Source organism: Haloferax sp. KTX1 (genome assembly GCF_902410085.1).
Lineage (GTDB): Archaea > Halobacteriota > Halobacteria > Halobacteriales > Haloferacaceae > Haloferax > Haloferax massiliensis.
On the sequence record NZ_CABPRH010000014.1, the window covers coordinates 33,871 to 55,975 of the forward strand.

General features: G+C 59.5%; 26 protein-coding genes and 2 pseudogenes. 18 read left to right on the top strand and 10 right to left on the bottom strand.

Annotated elements, in window-relative coordinates; all coding sequences use genetic code 11:
* The first annotated feature begins 241 nt into the window (after window positions 1-241).
* The 6 genes from FY251_RS17800 (at window position 242) to FY251_RS17825 (ending at window position 2,808) form a co-directional block, all read left to right on the top strand.
* Complete coding sequence (locus tag FY251_RS17800; RefSeq protein WP_148416372.1) at window positions 242-733, top strand: hypothetical protein; 492 nt, start codon at window positions 242-244, stop codon at window positions 731-733.
* Window positions 734-745: 12 nt separating this feature from the next.
* Complete coding sequence (locus FY251_RS17805; protein ID WP_148416373.1) at window positions 746-1,111, top strand: hypothetical protein; 366 nt, start codon at window positions 746-748, stop codon at window positions 1,109-1,111.
* A gap of 175 nt (window positions 1,112-1,286) precedes the next feature.
* Complete coding sequence (locus FY251_RS17810; protein ID WP_148416374.1) at window positions 1,287-1,607, top strand: hypothetical protein; 321 nt, start codon at window positions 1,287-1,289, stop codon at window positions 1,605-1,607.
* Window positions 1,608-1,714: 107 nt separating this feature from the next.
* Window positions 1,715-2,128: a DUF6166 domain-containing protein gene (locus FY251_RS17815; protein ID WP_222847839.1), complete on the top strand. Its 414-nt coding sequence runs from the start codon at window positions 1,715-1,717 to the stop codon at window positions 2,126-2,128.
* The gene (locus tag FY251_RS17820; RefSeq protein ID WP_148416375.1) at window positions 2,121-2,468 is read left to right on the top strand and encodes a hypothetical protein; all 348 of its coding nucleotides are present in this window, start codon (window positions 2,121-2,123) and stop codon (window positions 2,466-2,468) included. The genes FY251_RS17815 and FY251_RS17820 overlap by 8 nt, the downstream gene beginning before the upstream one ends.
* A gap of 61 nt (window positions 2,469-2,529) precedes the next feature.
* Window positions 2,530-2,808, top strand: coding sequence for a hypothetical protein (locus FY251_RS17825; RefSeq protein WP_148416376.1), 279 nt, complete (start codon window positions 2,530-2,532; stop codon window positions 2,806-2,808).
* Between the two features lie 43 nt (window positions 2,809-2,851).
* Here the strand turns inward: FY251_RS17825 and FY251_RS17830 are convergent, their stop codons facing one another.
* The 3 genes from FY251_RS17830 to FY251_RS17840 form a co-directional block, all read right to left on the bottom strand.
* Window positions 2,852-3,364: a DNA-binding protein gene (locus FY251_RS17830; RefSeq protein ID WP_148416377.1), complete on the bottom strand. Its 513-nt coding sequence runs from the start codon at window positions 3,362-3,364 to the stop codon at window positions 2,852-2,854.
* Window positions 3,357-4,052, bottom strand: coding sequence for a nucleotidyltransferase domain-containing protein (locus FY251_RS17835; RefSeq protein WP_148416378.1), 696 nt, complete (start codon window positions 4,050-4,052; stop codon window positions 3,357-3,359). The genes FY251_RS17830 and FY251_RS17835 overlap by 8 nt, the downstream gene beginning before the upstream one ends.
* Window positions 4,053-4,184: 132 nt before the next feature.
* Window positions 4,185-4,421 carry a DeoR family transcriptional regulator gene (locus FY251_RS17840; RefSeq protein ID WP_148416379.1) on the bottom strand — a complete coding sequence of 79 codons (237 nt, stop codon included), beginning with the start codon at window positions 4,419-4,421 and terminating at the stop codon, window positions 4,185-4,187.
* 143 nt (window positions 4,422-4,564) lie between these two features.
* Between FY251_RS17840 and FY251_RS17845 the strand changes: the two genes are divergently transcribed.
* From FY251_RS17845 to FY251_RS17885, 9 genes are all read left to right on the top strand, one after another.
* Window positions 4,565-4,837 carry a HalOD1 output domain-containing protein gene (locus FY251_RS17845; RefSeq protein ID WP_148416380.1) on the top strand — a complete coding sequence of 91 codons (273 nt, stop codon included), beginning with the start codon at window positions 4,565-4,567 and terminating at the stop codon, window positions 4,835-4,837.
* A gap of 134 nt (window positions 4,838-4,971) precedes the next feature.
* Window positions 4,972-6,132: a hypothetical protein gene (locus FY251_RS17850; RefSeq protein WP_148416381.1), complete on the top strand. Its 1,161-nt coding sequence runs from the start codon at window positions 4,972-4,974 to the stop codon at window positions 6,130-6,132.
* Between the two features lie 42 nt (window positions 6,133-6,174).
* The gene (locus FY251_RS17855) at window positions 6,175-6,423 is read left to right on the top strand and encodes a hypothetical protein (RefSeq protein ID WP_148416382.1); all 249 of its coding nucleotides are present in this window, start codon (window positions 6,175-6,177) and stop codon (window positions 6,421-6,423) included.
* 59 nt (window positions 6,424-6,482) lie between these two features.
* Window positions 6,483-6,902 carry a hypothetical protein gene (locus tag FY251_RS17860; protein ID WP_148416383.1) on the top strand — a complete coding sequence of 140 codons (420 nt, stop codon included), beginning with the start codon at window positions 6,483-6,485 and terminating at the stop codon, window positions 6,900-6,902.
* Between the two features lie 8 nt (window positions 6,903-6,910).
* Window positions 6,911-7,177, top strand: a complete 267-nt coding sequence (locus FY251_RS17865; RefSeq protein WP_255516738.1) for a hypothetical protein — start codon at window positions 6,911-6,913, stop codon at window positions 7,175-7,177.
* 121 nt (window positions 7,178-7,298) lie between these two features.
* On the top strand, window positions 7,299-8,300 hold the full coding sequence (locus FY251_RS17870; RefSeq protein WP_148416385.1) for a DUF6610 family protein: 1,002 nt from the start codon (window positions 7,299-7,301) through the stop codon (window positions 8,298-8,300).
* A gap of 73 nt (window positions 8,301-8,373) precedes the next feature.
* Entirely contained in the window at window positions 8,374-8,721 is a 348-nt protein-coding gene (locus FY251_RS17875) for a hypothetical protein (RefSeq protein ID WP_148416386.1), read from the top strand.
* Between the two features lie 86 nt (window positions 8,722-8,807).
* Window positions 8,808-9,737, top strand: coding sequence for an ArdC-like ssDNA-binding domain-containing protein (locus FY251_RS17880; RefSeq protein WP_148416387.1), 930 nt, complete (start codon window positions 8,808-8,810; stop codon window positions 9,735-9,737).
* Between the two features lie 112 nt (window positions 9,738-9,849).
* Window positions 9,850-10,665 (top strand): hypothetical protein, encoded by an 816-nt coding sequence (locus FY251_RS17885; RefSeq protein ID WP_148416388.1) that lies wholly within the window; start codon window positions 9,850-9,852, stop codon window positions 10,663-10,665.
* 14 nt (window positions 10,666-10,679) lie between these two features.
* Here the strand turns inward: FY251_RS17885 and FY251_RS17890 are convergent, their stop codons facing one another.
* Window positions 10,680-11,483 (bottom strand): DUF6036 family nucleotidyltransferase, encoded by an 804-nt coding sequence (locus tag FY251_RS17890; protein ID WP_148416389.1) that lies wholly within the window; start codon window positions 11,481-11,483, stop codon window positions 10,680-10,682.
* A complete protein-coding gene (locus FY251_RS17895) occupies window positions 11,480-12,406 on the bottom strand; it encodes a MarR family transcriptional regulator (RefSeq protein WP_148416390.1) in 927 nt (308 codons plus the stop codon). The genes FY251_RS17890 and FY251_RS17895 overlap by 4 nt, the downstream gene beginning before the upstream one ends.
* Window positions 12,407-12,544: 138 nt before the next feature.
* Between FY251_RS17895 and FY251_RS17900 the strand changes: the two genes are divergently transcribed.
* A complete protein-coding gene (locus tag FY251_RS17900; RefSeq protein ID WP_148416391.1) occupies window positions 12,545-12,868 on the top strand; it encodes a hypothetical protein in 324 nt (107 codons plus the stop codon).
* A gap of 564 nt (window positions 12,869-13,432) precedes the next feature.
* Here the strand turns inward: FY251_RS17900 and FY251_RS17905 are convergent.
* The 4 genes and pseudogenes from FY251_RS17905 to FY251_RS17920 form a co-directional block, all read right to left on the bottom strand.
* Complete coding sequence (locus FY251_RS17905) at window positions 13,433-14,701, bottom strand: orc1/cdc6 family replication initiation protein (RefSeq protein WP_148416392.1); 1,269 nt, start codon at window positions 14,699-14,701, stop codon at window positions 13,433-13,435.
* A gap of 173 nt (window positions 14,702-14,874) precedes the next feature.
* Window positions 14,875-17,037 carry a type B DNA-directed DNA polymerase gene (locus FY251_RS17910; RefSeq protein WP_187367440.1) on the bottom strand — a complete coding sequence of 721 codons (2,163 nt, stop codon included), beginning with the start codon at window positions 17,035-17,037 and terminating at the stop codon, window positions 14,875-14,877.
* A gap of 5 nt (window positions 17,038-17,042) precedes the next feature.
* Window positions 17,043-17,360, bottom strand: coding sequence for a hypothetical protein (locus FY251_RS17915; protein WP_148416394.1), 318 nt, complete (start codon window positions 17,358-17,360; stop codon window positions 17,043-17,045).
* Window positions 17,361-17,362: 2 nt separating this feature from the next.
* Window positions 17,363-18,330: pseudogene (locus FY251_RS17920) on the bottom strand (hypothetical protein).
* A gap of 390 nt (window positions 18,331-18,720) precedes the next feature.
* On the opposite strand from FY251_RS17920, the gene FY251_RS17925 reads away from it, so the two are divergent.
* Both FY251_RS17925 and FY251_RS23345 read left to right on the top strand, forming a co-directional pair.
* The gene (locus tag FY251_RS17925; protein WP_148416396.1) at window positions 18,721-19,680 is read left to right on the top strand and encodes a hypothetical protein; all 960 of its coding nucleotides are present in this window, start codon (window positions 18,721-18,723) and stop codon (window positions 19,678-19,680) included.
* Window positions 19,681-20,149: 469 nt separating this feature from the next.
* Window positions 20,150-20,838 (top strand): annotated as a pseudogene (locus FY251_RS23345) (SOS response-associated peptidase).
* 15 nt (window positions 20,839-20,853) lie between these two features.
* Here the strand turns inward: FY251_RS23345 and FY251_RS17940 are convergent.
* Window positions 20,854-21,882 carry a Cdc6/Cdc18 family protein gene (locus FY251_RS17940; protein WP_148416398.1) on the bottom strand — a complete coding sequence of 343 codons (1,029 nt, stop codon included), beginning with the start codon at window positions 21,880-21,882 and terminating at the stop codon, window positions 20,854-20,856.
* Window positions 21,883-22,105: the final 223 nt, after the last annotated feature.

The window sequence follows — 22,105 nt, forward strand, 5'->3', positions numbered from 1 at the left end:
AGGCCACCCGATCCCTCGAGCGTCACCGCACCTACCACGCCTCCTACGATTCAGATGCGTACACCGTCGACTTCGAAGCGGACTACGAGTCCGGGGATCCGACCATCACCGTCGACCGAGCAGACGAATCCTGAGAGCCGACCGCCAGCGCGAGTTTTTTGAACGCCGGCGATGGGTGCCGGCGCATCACGTAGCGAGGCAGGGTGCAGTCGCGTGCGTCGGCAGACGAAGGTGAAACCCGATGCACATGGTCATTTACACGCTCGTAGAGGCATCGACACGAGACGACGCACTCGCCACCGGAAAGACGGTGTTTGATAAACTCGTCGGCGCCGTACCACACGCCGGCGCTGTCTTCGATTACTATGTGACGTTCGACGTAGACGAGACGACAGTCGCTGGAACCGCCCGCTGGGGTGAACTCCCAGTTGCAGCCACTGTGGAATCCGACGACGGACAAGCGCTCCTCGAACGCGGCTGGACCGCGACCAAAGACGAGTTCCAGCGGAATCTCGACCGCGTGAAAGAGGGGCTCGACGAGCTCAGCGACGAGGAGATAATGCGCGACGAAAACCTCGCCCGGCACGCCTTCCACCAGGTCGGCGCGTACGACGGGCCATCTGTCTTCCTGTACGACGAACATGGAAGCGGTATCCGGCATCGAGGACAGCTTGATCGGATTCTCGACGAGAGTGACGATCTCTGGATCGTGCCGGCCGACGTCCACTTCTGAGAAGAGTCATCCATGCCACGAATCACTAACTGGACGCGAGAGAGCCGAACGCCGAGCCTGACGTATCGAAACACAGAGACTGGAGCCCGCGCAGTGCTCCACCGAGCGCCGAACTCCTACGTGTACAAGTGGCGGGCCGCGATCCTCGTCGACGGCTACCCAGTGTGGTCGCGTGGGTTCGAGACGAAAGACGCCAAAGCCCTTCGCGATGAACTCCGAAACCGTTCGAATCCCAAATTGATCTGTCCCGACTGCCTGAACGACGACGTCATCGTCGGCCAGAAAGCAGCTGACGGGGCGAAGGTACAACGGTGGTTCGACTGCCGAGACTGCGGCTATGAAAGCCGCTCGGAGATCGTCTATGGTGCTGAACGGTGACTATTCTGAGTACGTGCTGAATCCAACGGTGGTCATCATAGTGAGAAAATGCATCGGTGCTGCGTCGATGTTTGTTAACCAACGGCTGATCGATCTCGGTCGGCGTCGTTGGTTAAGCTAAGGGCAGGGCCGCTGGTCGCTGCCCTCGGAACGACGAGCGATACGAGAGACATCCATGAGCGACAATCCAGATATCACGATCGAACGACAAGCAACGTTCACAGAAACAGGCGACCTCGAAACGGAATCCGTCGCCGTCGAGACCTCGCTCGACGATTTCGGGGCAGACGTCGATCATCGCGAGCGAGAGAGTCGGCTTGATCGTCCCGAAGCAAGCGAGTTCGGTATCGACGATCGACCAGAAGTAACGCGGGCCGATGGAGGCGAACAAGAACCACTGTTCGTCGACGCCAACGACGACCAGCGAACGCTCTCCGGCGAGCAGGCTACCGGGCAGTGTCTCTTCGAAGACGGCGGTGCGAACGACGATTCCTGATGAACTGAAGCGTAGCGAGCATCGGTTCCCACGCGTGAAACAGGCGAGAACGTTTATCGCCCCCTGTCGGGTGCGGGGGCGTTCAATGGGCCTCCCGTGAGTAGACGATGTCTGAATCAATACACCCGCTCAGAGGCATCCCTGAGTCGCGTGCAGCCGCCCGTACAGTCCACGAGGAGTCACCCGTCACCTACGTCGGTATCCGCCAGCACGGCACGCCCGTCGTAGTCAGAGAACAAGAAGAGACGCGACTAACGCCTGATCGGAGTTTAGAGGTAGTGAACCACAGTCCGACGGGCTTCGAGTGGGGCTATGCAGGGAGTGGGCCTGCCCAGCTTGCGCTGGCACTGTTGCTCGATTACTACGACGACGAGGCCACCGCCCGGCGGTATTACATGCAGTTCAAAGCCGAGGTCGTGAGCACGCTGGGATGTGACGGCGCCGACGGTCGCTGGGAGCTGACCGGCGAGACAATCGAGAACGCAATCACGGAGATCCAGGAGGAATACCACGATGGCTGAATCCGAGTCGGCGACGAGTAGTTCTGATGGTCGTCCCGCCCTCGTGCGATACGTCGGTGTGGCGCTCCGGGGCTGGCCGCCGCTATTCTCCGTCGAGGATATCGGCACGGGCGCGACCGTCACCTACGTCGGCGTCCGGCTGGACGTGATCTCCGGGGAATACTATCCGTTCTCGGCGCTGCGCAAGCGCCTCGTCGAACACGACATCGTCGCCGAAATCGTCGGCCTCGATACGACCCGCGAGAACGACCATCCGCGGCTCATCCTCGAAGTGTCGCAAGAGGGGACGGTTATCGACGAGGAGCAGCTACGTCATCGTGAGAAAGGCGACCGCGTGTAGCGATCAGTTTTTCACCCTCTTAGGGGTGCGAGGGCGAGAAGACTCGTCCTCGGTGCAACACATGGCCGAGACAGAATCACAATCTGACGACCGTGCCGAACCGCCGACGAGTGATAATCCTGGCGAGCGCGCTGAATACATCGAACGAAGCGATGTCGGTGTGTCGCTCACCGTGAAGCTCAAGCGGGGAACCGGTACCCGAGATCAGGACGAGGTGATCGCGAAGGCGAAAGGCAAGACCCTCGCCGATGCGCGCGAGGACATGGAGACACTCCGAGAGTATATCCACGAACTGGCAGCAGACTGCCGGGCGATTCAGCCCGAACAGGACGACGAGTAAACAGATCGGGCAAGCCAACGATCAGCAGTAGCTCTGCGATGCGTCACTCATCGCAGCGACACTCATAGGACTGCTGACTGAAATCCTTCACGTGGTCGTGGATCGTCACGGCGAGACTGAACATCATCTCCGCTTGCTCTGTGGTCGCCACCGTATCACGATAATATGCTGCCGATCGATTATCGGTGTAGAGCGTTTTGAGACGGCGAGCGGTCTGCTCGGAGAAGACACTGAGCGCTGCGGCGCGGTCGTAGGCGCGCGTATGGTTCTGAAAGTTGTCGATCGAGTCGTTCGACGCCGACAAGGCGTAGAATTCAAGGGTCCGCTCGATGGCGGCGAACGACATCTCGATGACGCTCGTGTGGTAGCCATCGTGTTCACGGAGCGTCCGGCATGCGTCGAGGAGTCGGCACGCCTTTCGGAGCTGAATGATCGGCGGCTGGTTCGCCTCCGGATCGAGTGATTCCTCGTATTCGGGTGCGCCGGTCGTGTAGCCGCCGAACGCGTCCTCGGCTCGATCGAGCGCGTCGAGAACCACCGACGAGTCCTCAGGCATTACCCAACACCTCCTCCTTGAGATCTCGGAGCACCTCGCTCTCCTCGAGCGTGATAGCGTCGGTGAAGATGTCCTCCAGGCGGTCGGCATACCCATGCGCGGACTCGACTGTTTCAACCATCACCTGGAACTCGTATCGTTCACCGTCGAACCGTTCCTGTCCAAGTTCCGTCGCGATCTCGTTGGCTCGATGCTGCTCGCCGCGTGAATCCGCCACCAATACCCACAGATCAATATCGCTCTGCCTGTCCGCCTGTCCTCGGGCGATGCTTCCGAAGACGAGGATACCTCGGACGTCGTCCAGCTCAGTGTGGAGTCGATCGAGTGCCGTTCGGACGGGCTCGTGGAACTCCGGTTGTGGAATCCGGAGGACGGGATCGTCCGGCTTGCTCACACGGGTTCGATCGATTCCGACGGGACGACGGTTACCTTCGGACTCCGCGGTGACGAGGCCATTATCCTGGAGGACGTCGACGGCGCTCTTGATAGCGTACGTCGAGTGCTCCGTGAGCCGACTCAACTCCCGAATCGTGAACGTCTCGTACGGGTTGTCGAGGAGCAGGCGGAGGATATCGTTCGTGGCTTTATGCCGGAATAACTCCGGATTGGGTGCCGGGACTGGAAGCTGAACACTCGCCGAACGGTTCGATTTCGTGATCCCGTCATTTGGACCATTCTGTTTTTCCATACCTCACACGTTTGCTCTAACAACACACTATTTGAAGTACCTTACGTTGCGCCGGGCGATTCAACCGACACAATCGACGAGAAGGAAGATAATTGACCGGTATCGCGAATTCGCTCGTCTGACGGGAGATCGTTACCGCTCGGCGTGGTTACGAGGGAGCCACCAGACGAACCGTTTCCCAACATCTTTCTGGTGGAGTCGACCTTCCTGTTGGAGATGTTTGAGCCGGCGCCGTGCCGTCTGGAGATGGTAGTCAAAGTGCTCGGCGACTTCCTTCGTCGTAACCACCTCTTCGTCGCGAACGAATTCGAGAAGCTCCTCATCACTAAATCGTTTTTCGAATGGCCCACTGCGTTCTTCATCAGCCATGCTTCAAGCCGACATAGGATAGAACGGTCCTTATGCTGACATTATGGCTAAAACAAGACTATCTCTAACGTGCGTGTTGAAACGAGTACGTTGGAAGCTAGTCTTTTTGGACGGCGAGGCCTATATACCGCCAACGAAATAGCATGTGTTCAGACGACGACTGCGAAACGGAGGATTCGGGGGACGTCTATCACTTCACCACGGATAACTCCCGAGCGGCAGCGGTCATCGAGGCCATTGCCTATGTACGGGGAGTCGATCCACTCGAAATCCAGCCGCTAGCCGAGGTCATCGATCCAGATGCACTCAATGCCCTCTTCGATCAGACGGAGCACGGGACTGTCTCATTCGAGTTAGAGCAACTACTGGTGGATGTACACGCAACAGGAGAACTTGTAATTCGAGAAAATCACTGAAACCACGGCGAATCGTCGTGGTGACGAACTAGGTGAGGGGATACGCTGGATCTGTTTTTTGCGCCCTACACGGGTGCAGGGCGCGCGAGATGCGTCGACCGATGACGAGACTGACCGATTTGAGGTGACATTGAATGAAAGAGCCAGCTTGCCGGACCGTCTTCGCCGGCGTCGACGGTCGCACTGATGCACAGCTCCCCGAGTGGTACGCCACGAAGAAAGGGATCGACGACCCCGCATCGTTCGCGGAGGCGATTCGCAACCTGCCTCGAGCAGTCGAAACGACGGTCGCGTACCAGAATCCGTACACTAATGAGTGGGTCGAAACCGAGCGGTTCAACGCGGTCGTGGAGCCGTCGCGGCTCCGCAAGCACGCGATGGGCGACGCCGAGACAGATCCACTCTTCCACGTGCCGTCGGACTCATACACGATCCTCAATCCCGTCGACGTGTACGGACCACTCGAGGAAGTCCTCCGCGAGGAAGCGGTCGACGAGACACCGCTCGGGGAGGTGATGTTCGGCGAAATTCGCCAGTATCGCGCCGGCGGTGAGGTCCACATGGACGTGATGTTCGACGGTCTCGACGTCCGCCTGCCCGGACGGTCGGACCCGATCACGATGGGTGTGACCTCAGGGTACGACTTCTTCGGTGGGCACGCGGTCTACGTCGAGGGATTCGCCCAGGACGGGTTCTGTTCAAATACGATGCGCTCGCTCACGGATAAGGAGGTGATCAAGCACGTCGGCGACGTCAAGGACTTCCGGACGTGGTGGGAGCACATCCTCGCCCAAGTTGAACTCGTCGCGGACGACCTCTTCGAGTTCATCCGGGATGCCCAGGAGATCGAGATCGATTTCACTGTGATGCCGTTCATGGGTGAGGAATTCTACGAGCTGCTGGGCTTCCCGTCGTACCTCGCCGAACGAGCGGCCGGTGACGCTGAAGCGAACGCGGCCACCCCGTTTGAGATCGATATGTGGACGCTCCACTCCGGCGCTACGTACGCGCTCACCCACTTCTTCAAAGGGAAGGAGGGAGCATCGCTCGATCAGTACGTCCGCATCGCGAACGACATCCTGTTCAATCCAGAGGGCACGGTCGAGCGCGTCGAACAGGCCTACGAGCACCAGCTCGAGGCGGATGGTGACGCCGAGGAGACGCAGGCTGCGCTCGCCGGCGAACACGGGCTCGCCCAGATCGAGCGCGTCAGCGAGTCCCTCCAGTCGAAAGCAGAGCAATTCGATTCGCGTGAGGATGCGCTTCGTGAGCGGTTCCAGCAGGCGATGAGCTAAGACGCGTTTTTTCGCGCCGCCGAGGGGCAGAGGCGCATCTGAATGGCTGAGCCAGCGAACCCACCCGACGGGACCACTGAGTTCCCGCCCGAGAAACGACTTGAAGCCACCAATACCCGACTGATCGACGCAGGAATCACGACGATTCGCGATATGGAGACGCTTCGTGAGTGTGTCGCCTACGAGAATACCCACCAGAATCGAACCCTGATCCTCAAGCGACTCGCCCGAAAGGCGACGGAATTACGCGACGAGCAGCAGTCCTCGACGGGAGATACCGAGCGAGGGTGATTTTGTAGCGCCCGGGAGGGGCGCGGGCGCGATCGAACACGCGCTCCGAGGTGACTACAATGGGAGATGCAGACCAGACGACAGCGTACCGGCTGACGATCACCATCGACGGCGTCGATCTACCCGTTGATGAGGAAATGCGCCATGCACTCCTCGACGATCTTCGCGTAGCTGTCCGAGACCGATTCATGGAGCGCCACGGAGTCGAGGTCGACCGGGACGATATCACGGTCGGAACGGGCTATCGCTATGCACAGGTGCCGGCAGAATGCCCACTCTGCAGCGAGCGTCTCGATCTCCTGAGTGTCCATCTGAACAATGAGAACGGCGCGTACGCGAGTGCGATGTGTTCCGATGAGGACTGCGAATGGAGCGGCGACGCCGTCTATCGAATCGTCGACCTCGAGGGTAGCGAGAGCAATGCCGTCGAGAGCAGCGTCCTGACCGGCGATATCACGCCGAATTATTCTCCCTACTGATGAATTCGATGGAAGACACGCCCACGTTCACGCGTATCGAGCCGGTCTGCCCCCGTGACGACTGCGACTCTCAACTGGGAATCGGAAAACCCGTCTACGCTGGTGAGAATTCCGATATCGCCTACGCCGACGTCTGGTGCTCGAATGAGGAGTGTTCATTTACTGCCTGTGCGCAGTTTGCGCTCGTCGATCTACTCCACGGAGAGCCAGACCCACAGGCGAGTCTCGTCCACGCAGGACAGATCGAGCCACGCGAGGCACGATACCAACAATGAGTTAACCAACATCAGGAACGGTCGGCTGTGTTGTTGGTTAAGATCGACGTTCACTACTAGTTTATCTCGCCCCGAGAGCGGGCGCGGGGCGATCAACCCCGCGTCTTCTGGGTGATTCGAGATGGCGCTCTCAGCACGTCCGACCAGCAGCATCGCCGACGAAATTACGGCAGCCAGGAAAGCCGACCACGTAGCGTTCCTCCACCGCGTTCCCTTCGCGATTGACGCATTCCGACTCGGTTTTCTCACAGGCTTTCGCGAGGATTGCACCTACCAACAGCAACAATTCCCAGATCTGGAGCTGCCGGTCGGGATGCTCGACAACGACTTTCGCAATCCCGACCTCGATCGATACGTCGAGCGCTTCTTCGAGTACGAACCGCAGGTCGGCGTGATCGGTGACGCCTACGATGTCGACGAGGTCGACGAATACGTTGCCGCCGCACGCGAGATTCAGGGCAGTTATCCAGCGGCGGACCTCGTGATCGTCCCGAAGTGCCGTGCAGCGATTCACGCGATCCCCGATGATCTCATCGTCGGTTACTCGCGAGGGTACGCTGATCGACTCGCACACGAGTTCTCCGACCCAGTAGACTGGCGTGGACGTCGTATCCATATTCTCGGTGGGAGTCCACCCAAGCAACTCAACGTGATCGACCAGCTTACTCGCCCAACGCTGACGGGTGAGCCACCCGCCGATATCGTCGGCCTTGACTGGAACGGCCTGCATCGGGGAGCACAGTTCGGTGAGTTCTGGACGCCCGACGGCTGGGACGACAGCGGTCGCGACGCCGATCATGTGACGGTTCGCAAGACTGTGCGCCACAGCCTCAGCCGTCTCAAGGCGTTCTGGAAGTCCCAGGGCGTCTGGCCTGACTCGACACCACAAGACGACACCCTCGATATCGAGTACGAGGGGCCGTCACCGGGTGATCTCGATAGTGCTGCCTGTACCGAATGCGGGGCGAACGTATGGATGACCCGGCGCGGTCCCTTCGTCGCCGAGTACGGCACCGGCGCTCTCTGTGGGTACTGCAGCTACGACTGTTACTTCACCCACCGCCATCGAAATGACCTCGAAGAGCTCGCTGGCAAGGAGAGTGTCTACTTCCCACCTGCGTGACGCCACGAACGGTTTTTCGCGCCCTCCAGAGAGGGCGGGGGCTCCAGAGAGCCCTCCGAGTTGGTGATTTTCAATGAGTCAACAACAGCGTGCGAACGACGTCTCGATCGATGCGATTCCAGTCGATATTGCGAACACCCAATCAGGAGCGGTCGATCCCGCCGAGATACCTGAGGAGATCCAGTCGATCACTCGTGGACTTGCAAGCGAGCAGCCGCCGACAAATCCACTAGTAGTCCTGAAGGCGGCTCGCTGGTGGTACATCCACGGGAAGGGCGGAACCGATTCCGCGTTCAAGTGGGCTATCGAGTGGGCACGACATCTCGCGACCGACACGCCCAGCGATGTGGAGCTGTTCGACGAGTTCCTCGAGTACCTCGTCGCGGTCGGCCTCGCTGACGAGAAAGCAGCTCTCCGGTGACCGCCGGCGCGCATTTTTTTGCGCCCCGAAGGGTGCGGCGCGATCCGAACTGACGCAATCGCCGTAAACTCGATTTTCTGAAACCCATGGCTACGACCAACAACTCGTCGGTCTCGTTCGAGGAGACTGACGCCCGACGTGACGAGATGCACAGTACCATCGAAGCTTGGATCGACGAGCTCGTCGACGACGTCAACGACGCGAAGGCCAGCCAGGACTTCCAGGAATGGCTCGACGTCCAAAGCCGGTTCCACGACTACTCCCATCGAAACACGCTCCTCATCAATCTCCAGTGTCTCGAGGCGACGAAGGTCGCCGGCTACAACACCTGGCGGAATGAGTTCGACCGGCACGTCCAGGAGGGCGAGCAGGCCATCTGGATCTGGGCTCCGATCATCACCACGCAGTGCCCGGAATGCAAGAATTCGCCCAGCTACCACGAGCGAAGCAACTGTGAATACGACGAGACGCCGCCCGACGAGTGGTCGAAAGGGCTTGTCGGCTTCAAACCCACGTCTGTCTTCGACGTCTCCCAGACCGAGGGTGAGCCGCTTCCAGAGCTGGAGACTGAGGCGACTGGCGATGCCGACGACCTCGTGCCCGCACTCGAGGATGCAGCCGCTGATATCGGCGTGACAGTTCGGATCGTCGACGCTGACGAGTGGGAGCATGGCGACGCAAAGGGCGTCTGCAAATACCAGAATCAACGTGATCTCCAACCAGTCGTTGAGGCGAAAGCCCGCAGGAATCAAGCCGATCTCGCAGCGACGCTTATTCATGAGTTTGCTCACGCAACCCTCCACTCAGACGTCACGGACGAGACCGAGCGATCGAAACGCGAGGTTGAGGCCGAAGCAGTCGCGTACATCGTCGGGCGGTATTTCGAGTTGGATACGAGCGGGTCCGCGTTCTACCTGGCCGCGTGGCAGGACGATGACGCAGACGCGATTCAAGAGCGGCTTGGTCGAATCGGGTCGACTGCTGAGGAGCTCATCGGGAAGGTTGTCGAAGACTGAATCATCGTTCATTCAATCTTAACCAACAGTCGGATGTAATCCGCTCTATTTGTTGGTTAAGTTTATCAGCGCCCGCCGAGGGGCGGAGGCGCATTCCCGTCTCCACCGAACCATGATTGACCAGTATCTGACCGCCGTCCTCGAGGAGGCGGAACGAGTTGCAGAACATCACGACCAAGTCGCCCGGTCGACAGACCATCCTGCACACGAGTATCTTCGGTACGCCATCCTCCGGGTACTCGAAGGCGAGCCTGATGCGACAGCAGAAAACGTGCCGCCGATCGACGGCCTGACTGTCGGCTACGGGACGGACGAAGCAATGTTCGACAGCTGGGGTTCCAGCGAAGAGTGGTGGGAGACAGTCCCGCCGCAGGACGCGTGTACCCGCTTTCGGGTGTTCTTCCCGGACGACCAGCAGACCGTACCACGGGTCATCGTCGACGTGATGGCGGCTCTCGGTGCCTGGCGAGTCTGGACTGGGAGCGCTGCCGCGTGCGGGTCCTACGACCATCGCGAGCGCCACGAAGTCCACTACCTTTGGCCGGAAGGCCATCCAGTCGAGGAGCTTCTCCACGAGCGCCTCGCTAGCCCTGAGGAAGCCGTCGCCCCGGACGGTGGACGAACCGGCGACGTCCGCGACCGGCTGGTCGTCGACGATAACCCACACCCGCAGGACGACCTCGAACCACGTACCCAGCGCGCCGTCGACGAATCGATGGACGTCTCGCTCCTCTCGAAAGGTGGTCGATACGAGGTGCAGTCCGCGTCCGGAAATCGGTACGAAGTCGACGTCGTCGACGAGTCGTGTACCTGCCCCGACTGGCAGCAGCGAACACCCGAGGGTGGCTGTAAACATATGCGTCGAGTGGATCACGAGATCAAACGGGGACGTGTTCCCCGCCCAGATGGTCGCCTTCCCTCTGAGTAGGGGTGGAGACTGGACTACTCCACCGGACGGACTGTGTCGCCATCTTGGCGTACCCGGTCGAATTCCGCAAGATACGCGATCCTGGCTCGGACTTCATCGATGTTTATTCCAAGATCGGCGGCCAGTTCGTCGACGGTCATCGGCTCGTCGAGTGCTTGGAGGACTTCGAGCCCCCGGTAGTACCTATTCGTGAGCTCCTGGACGCGGTCCTCGATCGGCGTGGTCACCCCGTACTGCTCCTCGAGTTCAACCAGGGCCTCGTTCGCGAACGTGGCGAACTGATCGTCACCCAGGCGTTCGATCTGGGCTTCGAGTTCATCCCGGACGACGTCGTAATCGAGGCCGGCCTGCACGAGCATATTCATATCCTCGATGTCGTCGTCGCGGCCTGCTATCAGTTTGAACAGGAAGATATCCTCGTTGCTGACCAGCCGGACCGTCAGTTGATCCGTGTTGAGGAACGGCTCGCTGCGCTCTTGCATGCCGTCGGTGAGCACGAGCTTGTTCGCGACCTGCTGGTTGAAGATGTCGAGGCGACACCCATCGTCGTTCTCGACGCAGCTCGTCGCCCCCAGCGCCCGGTAATCTGGATCCAGCGATTGTACCTCCGCATACCCGAGGTTCATCAGGACGGCCCACAGCTGACCGTATGCGTCGCCATCCGGGACGACTAGGTCGATATCTTTCGTCGCCCCCTTGAGGTCGCGTAGCGACATCGCGCCACCACCGATCAGGTAGACCGTAAGCGGGGCTGTGAGGCCATCCGCGATTCGCTGGAATTCGTTCTCGATGTACTCACGTCCGAATGTTGGTCTCATGGTGGTAGTGGCACCTCGTAGTCAGCCGCCAGCTCTTGGAACTCGTCCCACTCCGGGAGCCGGTCGTCGTCGACCTCGCCGTGGGTCTCGAGGTAGCGGAGCAAGGCGTCGATTTCGTCTTCGAGGCCATACTTCGCCGCCTGCTCTCGGAGATCCTCCTCATCGACGTCGACGTGACTGAGTAGAAGGAGACAGTACGAGCGGTGGCGACTCCCGTCGTCGATCAAGAGCGTGTGACAGCAGAGCTCCGCCGGCGTGACTACGTCGAGTTCCTCGGAGTAGAAGTAGTAGCGGTGGCCGGTGAGCAGAAACTGGAGGTCGAAGGCCGCGAATCGAGCGAGGCCTGTTTCGTGGAACGCCTCCGCGTCGATCCCCGTCTCGGTCTGGGTGAGGAATTCGTCGTAGTCCTCCCAGAGAATCGTGCCCTTCGGGGCGACGGCTTCGAGGCGTTGACGATGCAGATGGTGTGCGAGTTCACGGGCGAACTCGTGGAGGCGGTCGAAATCGGCGTTGAAGTCATAGCGGCCGTCGGCCGTCCCGACAAGACCACGGTCACGAAACCGCTTGAGGACGCGGTTGACCGTGTTGCGGTAGTTGTCGCTCCGGTCGGCGATCTCGGAGACGGTTCGCGGCTGGTCGAGGTGGTACAGCACCTGGAGTGCCTTCCCGGTCAGCAGCTCGGAGAACTCGATGTGGGAGTGCTGGCGGACGAGGTCCCGAAAGAGTTCGACGGCGCGAGCATCCGACGGGACGACTCGTTTTCGCCGGCCATCGCGTTCCGTGTAGACGAGCCCCTTCTCGACGAGGTCGGCGACGGCACGAGAGAGGTAACTCTCGCTGTGGTCGAGCTTCGTCGCGAGTTCGGAGATCGTGTCGCCGCGGTCGACCGTGGCGAGGACCTCGAGTTCGATGCGCCGGAGCACGGTGTAACATAGTACGAAACATGTATATAAAGAAGTTTCGAGTAGTGTTACATCCAGCAAGCACGGGAGCCGTCTCCACCGTCTTAACCAACACAACTATGGATTTGTGGGCCGTGTTGGTTAACACGAGAGTAGCCGATGTCCTACGAACCCCCGACCCCACCGGCGAACCTCCCGACGGAGATCGTCAACACGCTCAACGAAGCCACATCGGAGCATCTTCGGGACGTTGCCAGTTACGCCGAGGCGTTGGCCGAATACAAGGAACGAGAGGCCCGTCTCGAGGAGTCGGCAGATCAAGAAGAGGTCGAAGAGCGACCAAACGATCTCCCGGACGACGTCCCTGCCAAAGCGACGATCACGATCAAGGAGATCAACGACAATCGCTACTACTACTGGCAGTGGCGGGAAGGCGATTCAGTGAAGTCGAAATACAAAGGACCGGTGAATCCCGACGAGTAGACGAGATTAAGCTGTATTCAGATGTTCGTTTTAACGTGATTCTTAGCGTAGCAGATGACACCCCCCAGAGTGTGAATGGGATCGGTTTACCCCACACCCCTCGGTGTGAATGGGCTACCAACGGGTACTCTCTGACGGGACTTCACGTCGATAGAAGCCATAGAAACACATGGATAGATTACGCCTCGTTTACCCCCACACCCCTCAGTGTGAATGGTCCACCACCCAGGGTACCGCGATTAAGAAGCCCTTAACAGCAGAAGTCCTCTCGCAGTAGGGAGGGTTCTCGCCTCAGTGGCGAAGCTTCGGCTTCGGCACAAGGCCTCGCCTTTCAGAATACGTCTACTCGGAGGGCTGTTTAGACTGTAGTATAATAAAGATAACTACAACTGCGGTGCGGTGCAGTAGCGGACCGGGTCAGCTACCGTGGCAGAACGTGTAAGCTGCTCTCCGTGCCGTAATGGTACCTCAGACGGACGACACAGCTTCTACGGGTCGAGTCCGGCTCCGTCATTACAACAGTCGTGACCTATGGGGGACCATTCACACCGAGGGGTGGGGGTGTCACCATCCCATCAACGTCTGGAGTTCCGGCGTTGAGTTGATCAGTCCAGTTCGTGTACTCTCGACGTCTCCTTGGAGCGAATACGACCTGAACTTCCCCTGATCTCCGCCTTCCTTCTTTTTCGATTCGAGAACTCCTGTCGTCACGTGCTTGTTCAGCAGTTCGAGCGCACGATTGTACCCCTTCGGCTCCACCTCGACGTCCCGTGCTACTGTTTGGTATACCTCGTGGATCTCTGACGTTCGGAACCATTCTTTCTCCGGATTATTCCGGTCAAGCCGTGTAAGAGCAAACAGGAGTAACTTCCCGGACAACGGAGTCCCTTTCACCATCTCCATAAAGAGCTCAACTTCAACGAGTTCGTCAGCCTCTAGCACGTGATTCGCTGTCACGATGTCGTCACCTTCTTCGTCGGCGATTTCGCCTGCATTCCGGAACAATCGGACAGCACGTCGAGCGTCACCGTGTTCTTCAGCTGCGAGTTCAGCTGTGGTTGGAATCACCTCCTCATCTAGGACTCCATCGTAAAATGCGTCTCGCCGATTTTCGAGGATTGCGATAAGCTGATCCTCTTCGTACGGCGTGAACGTTCGGTGTTCTGGCTGGAGAGTCGATTGGACCCGCGACTCGATTTCTCCTTTGAATTCGATGTCGTTCGAAATCCCGATTGTAAGGACTGGGAAGTCAACGTCGTCTTTTGATTGTGTCCGTGATAGCGTGTAGAGGACCTCGTTGACTTCTCCGTGCTTGTCGATTTCATCGATGATGACGACAAGACCGCCAGAAAACTCTCGCTGAATGACGGGCCACAATTTCTGATCCCGATAATGCTCGGCTGAGAGGCCCTGATAGGGGACATCAAGCGGGTTCTCTGCTTTTGCGTTCACCTGCTCTGCGATCTTTCGAAAGGTGGAGGTATACGTAGAGATGGGATCCGGATTAATGTAAGCAGTAACGATCGGGGAGTCCGTTCCTGCAGTTGCTGCTTCGAGCCGCTCGCAGACGTGTCTTGCAACTAGTGTCTTCCCCGTCCCGGTTTCGCCCCACTCCAGGACGTTATCCGGGACGCTATTTGTCCGCATCTTCCGGAGATTCTTGGCCAAGAACGTGATATGGTCGTCTCGTCCGACAATTCGATTGGCGTCAGGAACGTTATCGATCTCGAGCAACCACGGTTTTTCAAAAATATCCGATTCGTCTTCGCTATCCCCCTCGTCGACATTTAATATCTCGTCGACGGTTGTTTGCGTGGAATCGTTGTTTGGCATGAGCGGACCAATTCGCCCCATTCACATATAGGTTGCCCACCCTCGGTGTGATTGATTTGCCTCCATTCACACTCCGGGGGGTGTTTCAGAGAGCAGGACCCCCCGGAGTGTGAATGGGATCAACCTCGTCGCCCACTTGTGGTTTGCTCGCCGCAAGTGCCATCTGAGACTACTCATCCGTTCCGGGCTGCTGTAAACTCCGTCAGCTCCACCTCTCGTGTCTCTGCGAGTCTCCGTCGAATGTCTGTACGATCCCACCCCAGCGGCAACAGCACGCTCTCAATCGCTCGAACCAGCTGTGTCTCGTAGTACGAGGCGTCGTAGGTCTCGATCGCTTCGTGGGCCAACGCGACCCGTTCTCGCGAGGACTTCTCGTCGTCGACGACCACGTACTCGATATCCTGCCCCGGGTGGACAGCGAGGTCTTGGTCACGAGCCCGTTTCAAGGCCGCCACGTTCTGAGTATTCTGCGTATAACCTTCCAACGGCTTGGAGACACGATTCCGTTCGACGAGCTGTTCCGCTGCAACAGTACCCGAGTGCAGTTCCTTGATCGCTCGTTCGAGACGTCCGAGTACCGCGTCTGGGGACCGCGTGGCATCGAGTCGGTCGAGACAGTCCCGCTGGACGTCCTCGATGAACGACGGGGTCGAGCGTTGCCGGGCTTCGATGCCTCTGATTTTGAATTCGTCTTCGCCAGCGACCTTCCCGAAGTACTTCGTTAACGCGCCAGCGTTGCTCTCGCGCTGCGGCACGAACGCCACCCAGTCGTAGTGGGCTTCGTGTTCGAGCCGAATCTCGACGCGCTCGGTGATCGCCGTCGCGAGTGCCTCGAGGTCCTCGCGGTCATCGCCGTCGACGTCAGGGTCCGGGGTCACCCAGATGGAGTCGACGATGCCGTGGACGACCCGCCAGCCGCCGGCTTCCAGCCGCTGTTTCGCCGTCAACAGAATCTCGCGAGCGAACGCGTTGATCGCTTCGTGGCACTCGATCCGCCCGAACTTCGCGTTGCTGAATCCCTGATACCCGAAGCAGGCGACGAGGATCCACTTCAGCGCGGCCGACCGCCCCTCCAGTTCGTCGAGACGGTTTTGGTCAGGCACCTCTCGCTGCTGTTCGCGACGAATGTCGGTCTTGATCTCATCGCGATCGTCGACTAGCGGTTGGAGGACGTCGACGAGGTAACCCCGCTCATCGCAAATCGAGTAGCCGAGGCCGGGAACGTCCTCGCGATCACTGTGGCAATCACACCGAATGACGTCGGGCGAGACGTTCCGCGTGCAGATGATATTCGGATAGAGACTCGAAAAGTCGAGTTCGTGGACGTCCTCGTGTACCCCTACTTCGGGCGCGAAGATGAAGCCACCACGGTCGGCATCGTGGAGCGTGGTCATCGGCTTGTAGAACTCGTGACGCCAGGAGTTCCACGGCGTCAGTACATCGTGCTTGTGGGCTTCACAGATCTGGATGGCGGTAAGGACGTTCCCGATCGACGCCCAGGCGAGTTCTTGAACTGGCTTTTTCGACCGCGCGACGAGGTCGAGAATGCCGTCGAGGTTCGTCTCACCGAAGAAGAACGTATTCGATTCGTCGATGATCGCCCGGCCCGGCACGTTGTACCGGGAAGGCGAATGTCCCACCCGGCCGTAACTCGAATACGTCGACCGACCGGCGAGCTGCTGGTAGCCCACACTGGGGCGACGACTTACTTCGAACTCGTCGACGCCGGCGTCGCGAGCCATCGTGTAGAGCGTCGGGATTATCTCGCTCGTCGAGCACACGAGGACATCCGGGTCGCGTACGTCGAGCGCATCCTGCACAGCAGCGAGGAGATCCTCCGGCGGGCCCGTGACGGTCTCGCCGTTAACGCCGAGTTCGGCGTAGGTGTCACTGTTCGTCTCGGTCACCGGGATACTGAGGCGGAGCGTCGACAGCTCGCTTGCCGGTGTCGGATCGATATCGTTCTCTAGACAGTAGCGGAACTCGCGCGAGAAGTCCACGTTGAAACAGGCGATATCGCCGATGGGGTACTCCGAGAGCTGGCGCGTCTGGCGGGCGAGCGCAGTCACCCGATCGACGTGTGAGACGTCGACGGCAAGGACCCGCTCCAGGTCGCGACGAAACCCAGGACGACGGTCGACGTACTCGGTCGCGACGATGTCCGGATGACGCTCGTAGAAGGCTTGGAGTCCAGAGAGATCGACGTCAGTCTCTGGCGAGCGTGGTGCAACGTAGAACCGCGGTGTGTAGTCCCGGCGCTCAGTGGCCACGGCGCCGTCGGTTGTCACCTCCCATTCCAGGACGCGGTCGTCGAGGAAATCGATTTTGAACGGCATCGGTATCAGTCGTCAGCTGGCTGTCTCTGGTCGTCCATCTCGTCGTGCTGCTCCCGCAACGCCCCGATTGCATCCTCGCGATCGTCGAGGCGCTCGTCATGTGCGTCGAGGCGTGACTCCTGTTCGAGATCGACGCTGAGAAGCGACGGAAGCATGGGGTTCTGGTGGTTCAACAGCCCGCTCGCGTCGGCGTGCTCGCGGGCGTACGTGAACAGCTGGTCGAACCGAGGTTGGTCGCGGCGCCGGAGCGCACGGCGATACTCTCCCCACCGCTCTTCGATAGCGCGAAGCGCATCCCGGAACGTCGGATTCGTCCGCCCCACCGTCACCGACCTCCTGTGTTAGCCCACGCGTCGAGCAGCGGATTCGTGGTGAGTGTCGTATTCGTACCGTCGGCCATGACGCCGGTCCCGACATCGGTAGTTCCGCCAGCATCCCCTGGGGAGGGGGGTGACGCCGGCTGGAGGCCCACCTGGTCGGCACGGGCAGTGAGCATCTGCCGCCAGTACGCGAACGTCGTCTGGTAGTACGCGCCGCCGTCGACGGGATAGACGAGGGTCTCGAATTCGTCACCGACGAAACGTGGCCCCATCGAGGTTTGTTCACAGCATAGGTGCTGAACGGCGACCGTCTGAATCGAATCCGAAAACTCGTCGTCGGTCGTGCGCGTGACGAGGACGGGAACGTCGTAGCCCCGTGCATAGGTGCTGAGGCGAACGAGAGCACGTGCCTGGAGCGTCTGCGCGTGTTCTTCCCCCAAGGTATCGTCGCCCCGGTACTGGGCATCGAGTGCAGGAACAACAATGAGCGACGGCGTGTGTGGCGAAGTCTCCTGCTCGTGGTTCTGCCGTTCGCGGCGCGTCGCGACGGCGTCCGCGGCCGTGGCCTGCTGGACGAATTGGTTGACGGCGGTCGGGAGGTCACAGAGCGCGCCGTAGTGCTGGTACGCGGTGAAGCCGCGGGCGACGTGAATCCGGTCGAGTAAGCGCTGGCTGGGCGTGAGGCGGGCGAGTGAGGTGGTTGTCGCGTGGCCGTGGGCGTCGACCCAGAAGGCCGGCCCGTCGCTCAGCAAGAGATGGTCGAGCACGAGCGACTGGAGAATTGGGACGCCACGCCCTCCCTCGATATCGAGGAGCGTGATTCCGTCATTAAGTGAGGGGAATAAGGAGTCATCAGGTGGATGGTCGGCCGTCTCAGTGAGCGATGTTGATTGCGGTCTGCGCCACGCGTCGGCTGGTTCACAGTCAGCTGGCTACTCGTCGATTGCGACCTCGATGGAGATCCCTCGGGCATACCTCACTAGACGGAGAGGTATCCGATAAGGCGTGGCGTGTCGTTTCCACGTTTCAGAGAAGGGTCGTATTGGTAGGTCAGAAGTCCGTGCCGCATTCGGATTCTGGCGCTGTGAAATCGCGCTTCCGGAATGTTTCAGGAATCCGAATGAGGATTACACGGCAGCCGCCTTAACCAACACCACGCAGAGAGAACTTCACCTGTTGGTTAAGAGTGAAAACCAACATTTCCTCTCTTGATTCATCTGCGCCACGGATCAACTTGTATCGCTGTCGAAAAGCGCCATCACTGGTGAACCTATCGCTGGCTATCAAGAAGGGCGACGGAGGCGGTTCTGGGGGATAGGCTTCCAGTCGAATACCTAAGAGGGGAACCCACGAACAGTGAGGTATGCCTGACAAGGGGGCAGACCACGACGGAGGGACGGAACGTCACATCGATATCGAGGTGATAGATCCCCTGTCACTAGACGAGGCGCTCTCAATCATCGGCGAGCACACGCGAGCGAATATCATCATCGCGCTCGGCGAGGCGCGGACGACTGATCCTGCCGCGCCGAACAGCCTCCGTTTCTCGGACCTGATGAAGCGAGTGGATGTCGAGGATAGTGGCCGGTTCAACTATCATCTCGACAAGCTCGTCGGGACGTTCGTCAAGAAAAGCGATGAAGGGTACGCACTCCGACTGCCCGGGCAGTTGATCTACCAGGCGGTCGTCGCCGGGACGCTGACCGACCGTCGGACCATCGAGCGATTTCCAGTCGGCGACTGCCCCGATTGTGACGGCCAGCTCTCTGCGGCGTACCATCCAGATCACCTCCTCACCGTCGAGTGTGTCAGCTGTCAGATGCTCTTCGATGCAGTGCATTTCCCGTCGCGTGGGCTTGCAGACCGCTCGAACCGGAAGTTACTGGACGCGGCCTACCAGCGCCGCCATGCAAAGGTCGAGACAATGCGTCGGGGCGTCTGTCTCGGTTGCGGCGGCGTCGTCGAGCGCGCACTCCAGCCCTCAGCATCAATCACCTACGGGTCCGCCTCCGTCGAGGAGATGGCCGGCCTAGAGACGTACGCAGTCTTGGCGTGTACGGGCTGCAACACAAGTCTCGTCGGTCACCCGGCCAATATCGCACTGACGGCCCCCGCTGTCGTCGGGTTTTTCGCCGACCAGAACCGCGACGTTGTCCTCGCCCGCTGGTGGGACGACCCTATCGTCGCCGCCAGAGAGGGGATCGAAGTTATTGGCAAAGACCCGCGGGCTGTTGCGATGGTGTTCGAAATCGACGGTGACCGCCTCCGCATCGTCCTCGATGACGATCTCCAAGTCGTCAAGTCAGAGCGAATTGAGGGCTGAAGGCTTTGTGTTGTGACTGTGGATATTGTCAGTATTCGGACAGAATTGGCGTTCGCAAAATCGTTATGCCGGTTCTCTGCGACCAGTCAGTCATGAATGTGCGCCAGAACGCAGTCGTCAGTCCGAAGCTCGTGAAGGTAGTCGCCGCGATCATCGTGGGACTCAGTATCGGGGCGTTAGTGCCTCCGGACGCTATTTTGCTCCCCGTTGTCGGGCCGGTATCTGGGATCATAGTTGGCGGCATCGGGCTCGTTACCGGAGCTTTACTCTACCTGTGGGTACCAAATTTGGTGCATCAATCGGGGTGCGGGTGTGCTGGGGACTGTGGGTGTTCGTGAGTACCTGATCAATATCGTAGACGACAGCTCTCACGCGTTCCACTCCGCTTCCTCCTGATAGCGGGATGTCGGCCTACTTTTTAGCGTCTAAACACGATCCATTGATACTCATTCACTCCGAGACGAGAGATATGTGCGGGCGAAACGCGCTATTCGCCACCCAGGAGGACCTCAAGAAGCACTTCGACGCCGAGGTCGCCACGGACGGAGGCTATACACCGCGATACAACATCGCGCCCGGCGACGACTTACACATCATCACGAACGAGGCCCCCGACGAAATCGACCGTTACCACTGGGGCTTGATCCCGTTCTGGGCAGATGAGCCTGAGGAGGGAACCATCAACGCCCGCTCCGAGACCGCCGACGAGAAACGCGTCTTCGAACAGGCGTGGGAATCACAGCCCTGTCTCGTCCTCTCGTCGGGGTTCTACGAGTGAAATCACCGAACGGCGGGACGAAACAGCCGTACCGAATTCACTGCGAGGATGATTCAGCCTTCGCGATGGCTGGGCTCTGGGACGTTTGGGAGGGTAAGGACGAGACAATCTCGTGCGTGACGATCTTGACGACGGACCCGAACGATCTCATGACGTCCATTCACGACCGGATGCCGGTTGTCCTGTCACGGGATGCCGAGTCCGAATGGCTCTCTGCCGGGCCCGACGCTCGCAAGGAGCTGTGTCGCCCGTACCCGAAGGACGATCTGGACGCCTACGAGATCTCCACGCGGGTCAACAACCCTGGAAACGACGATCCGCAGGTCATCGAGCCGCTGGACCACGAGCAATCGGGCCTCGGTGAGTTCAGTTCCGGATAGGTGACGGCGCCACGGTCACTGCATCGGTGACGCAGCTGCCGAATCGACGAGCGAGTACTCTCGATCTCGACTCGTGCCCTCCGCCTCAAGGACGTTATACTGGGTCATCTTCGACAGATATGTGCGCACTGTCCGTTTCGTCCGGGGGTCATCGACGTTTTGCTGATAGTACTCGTGGATCTCGCTCGGCCCGAGGGGCCCGTGTTCCCGGACAACGTCGTAGACAATCCGCTGGTGCGGCGTGAGTGAGTCGAGATTCTTCTGCTTGATCTGAGCGCGAGCGTCTTCCGCAGCGTTGAGGAGGATATCATCGGTGATTCGCTCTCTGCTCTCGCGGTCGGCTTTGCTCGCGGCGGTCCGGAGAATCCCAATGGCGAGACGAGCATCGCCGGCGGCGGCGTCGGCGATGCGGTGGAGTTGGTTGTCCGTGACGACGTCCTGGTCGAGCCCTCCCTTCACGCGAGCAGCGAGGATGTCGTGGAGTTGCTCATCGTGGTACTTGTCCATTCGGACGTGCTCGCTGGAGCGGAGTCGACTCACGAGACGGTCGTCGACGCGGCTGAAGAGATCCTCTTCTTTGTTGGCGATACAGATTACCGCGAATTGTGGGAGGCTGTGGAGGTCATAGATAACGCCCGGATCTTCGAGCTGGTCGACCTCGTCGAGGATGATGACTGTCCGTGGCCCGTCGTACTGTTGGAGTCGGTCGATGAGTTCGTCGTGGGGTGTCGACTGGCGGTGGATATCGATGGTTTCGCCGAAATCGTCGAGAATCTGGTAGAGTGTCCGATAGCGCGTATAGTTGCGCCAGCAGTTGACATAGGTAGCTTCGACGTCCAGGACTTCCTCGCGAAGGCGCTCGGTGACGAACTGTGAGATACAGGTTTTCCCAGTGCCGCTGGGCCCGGTCACGATGGCGGTGTCGGCGGGCTCGCCGTTCGTGATGGGCTCAAGGACGCTGGAGAGGTGGTTGACTTCGGCGTCGCGATGCTCGACTTCCCGAGGGACGAACCCGGCGCGGAGCACCCGAGCATCGCGTATCATGATGTTGGTAACGGAGTGGTTCTGCGTCAGGCCATAAATACGTGACCGGGTCGCTTCCGGAAAGCAAGTTCCAGTAACTGGTCGCCGGTTGGATGCCGTATCTCTGTGCGACAATTCTGCTGAAATCCGGGCTGATTTCTTTCCGGAAATTCAGGGAAACCGATCCTTCCCGAAAGGACGAAATACAGTTCTTGTAACGTGGTCGGCTCAAGTGGGTGTGTTT

Coding starts and splice junctions, on each gene's coding strand:
- FY251_RS17800 (WP_148416372.1), top strand. CDS start 242: ATGCACATGGTCATTTACACGCTCGTAGAGGCATCGACACGAGACGAC.
- FY251_RS17805 (WP_148416373.1), top strand. CDS start 746: ATGCCACGAATCACTAACTGGACGCGAGAGAGCCGAACGCCGAGCCTG.
- FY251_RS17810 (WP_148416374.1), top strand. CDS start 1,287: ATGAGCGACAATCCAGATATCACGATCGAACGACAAGCAACGTTCACA.
- FY251_RS17815 (WP_222847839.1), top strand. CDS start 1,715: ATGTCTGAATCAATACACCCGCTCAGAGGCATCCCTGAGTCGCGTGCA.
- FY251_RS17820 (WP_148416375.1), top strand. CDS start 2,121: ATGGCTGAATCCGAGTCGGCGACGAGTAGTTCTGATGGTCGTCCCGCC.
- FY251_RS17825 (WP_148416376.1), top strand. CDS start 2,530: ATGGCCGAGACAGAATCACAATCTGACGACCGTGCCGAACCGCCGACG.
- FY251_RS17830 (WP_148416377.1), bottom strand. CDS start 3,364: ATGCCTGAGGACTCGTCGGTGGTTCTCGACGCGCTCGATCGAGCCGAG.
- FY251_RS17835 (WP_148416378.1), bottom strand. CDS start 4,052: ATGGAAAAACAGAATGGTCCAAATGACGGGATCACGAAATCGAACCGT.
- FY251_RS17840 (WP_148416379.1), bottom strand. CDS start 4,421: ATGGCTGATGAAGAACGCAGTGGGCCATTCGAAAAACGATTTAGTGAT.
- FY251_RS17845 (WP_148416380.1), top strand. CDS start 4,565: ATGTGTTCAGACGACGACTGCGAAACGGAGGATTCGGGGGACGTCTAT.
- FY251_RS17850 (WP_148416381.1), top strand. CDS start 4,972: ATGAAAGAGCCAGCTTGCCGGACCGTCTTCGCCGGCGTCGACGGTCGC.
- FY251_RS17855 (WP_148416382.1), top strand. CDS start 6,175: ATGGCTGAGCCAGCGAACCCACCCGACGGGACCACTGAGTTCCCGCCC.
- FY251_RS17860 (WP_148416383.1), top strand. CDS start 6,483: ATGGGAGATGCAGACCAGACGACAGCGTACCGGCTGACGATCACCATC.
- FY251_RS17865 (WP_255516738.1), top strand. CDS start 6,911: ATGGAAGACACGCCCACGTTCACGCGTATCGAGCCGGTCTGCCCCCGT.
- FY251_RS17870 (WP_148416385.1), top strand. CDS start 7,299: ATGGCGCTCTCAGCACGTCCGACCAGCAGCATCGCCGACGAAATTACG.
- FY251_RS17875 (WP_148416386.1), top strand. CDS start 8,374: ATGAGTCAACAACAGCGTGCGAACGACGTCTCGATCGATGCGATTCCA.
- FY251_RS17880 (WP_148416387.1), top strand. CDS start 8,808: ATGGCTACGACCAACAACTCGTCGGTCTCGTTCGAGGAGACTGACGCC.
- FY251_RS17885 (WP_148416388.1), top strand. CDS start 9,850: ATGATTGACCAGTATCTGACCGCCGTCCTCGAGGAGGCGGAACGAGTT.
- FY251_RS17890 (WP_148416389.1), bottom strand. CDS start 11,483: ATGAGACCAACATTCGGACGTGAGTACATCGAGAACGAATTCCAGCGA.
- FY251_RS17900 (WP_148416391.1), top strand. CDS start 12,545: ATGTCCTACGAACCCCCGACCCCACCGGCGAACCTCCCGACGGAGATC.
- FY251_RS17905 (WP_148416392.1), bottom strand. CDS start 14,701: ATGCCAAACAACGATTCCACGCAAACAACCGTCGACGAGATATTAAAT.
- FY251_RS17910 (WP_187367440.1), bottom strand. CDS start 17,037: ATGCCGTTCAAAATCGATTTCCTCGACGACCGCGTCCTGGAATGGGAG.
- FY251_RS17925 (WP_148416396.1), top strand. CDS start 18,721: ATGCCTGACAAGGGGGCAGACCACGACGGAGGGACGGAACGTCACATC.
- FY251_RS17940 (WP_148416398.1), bottom strand. CDS start 21,882: ATGATACGCGATGCTCGGGTGCTCCGCGCCGGGTTCGTCCCTCGGGAA.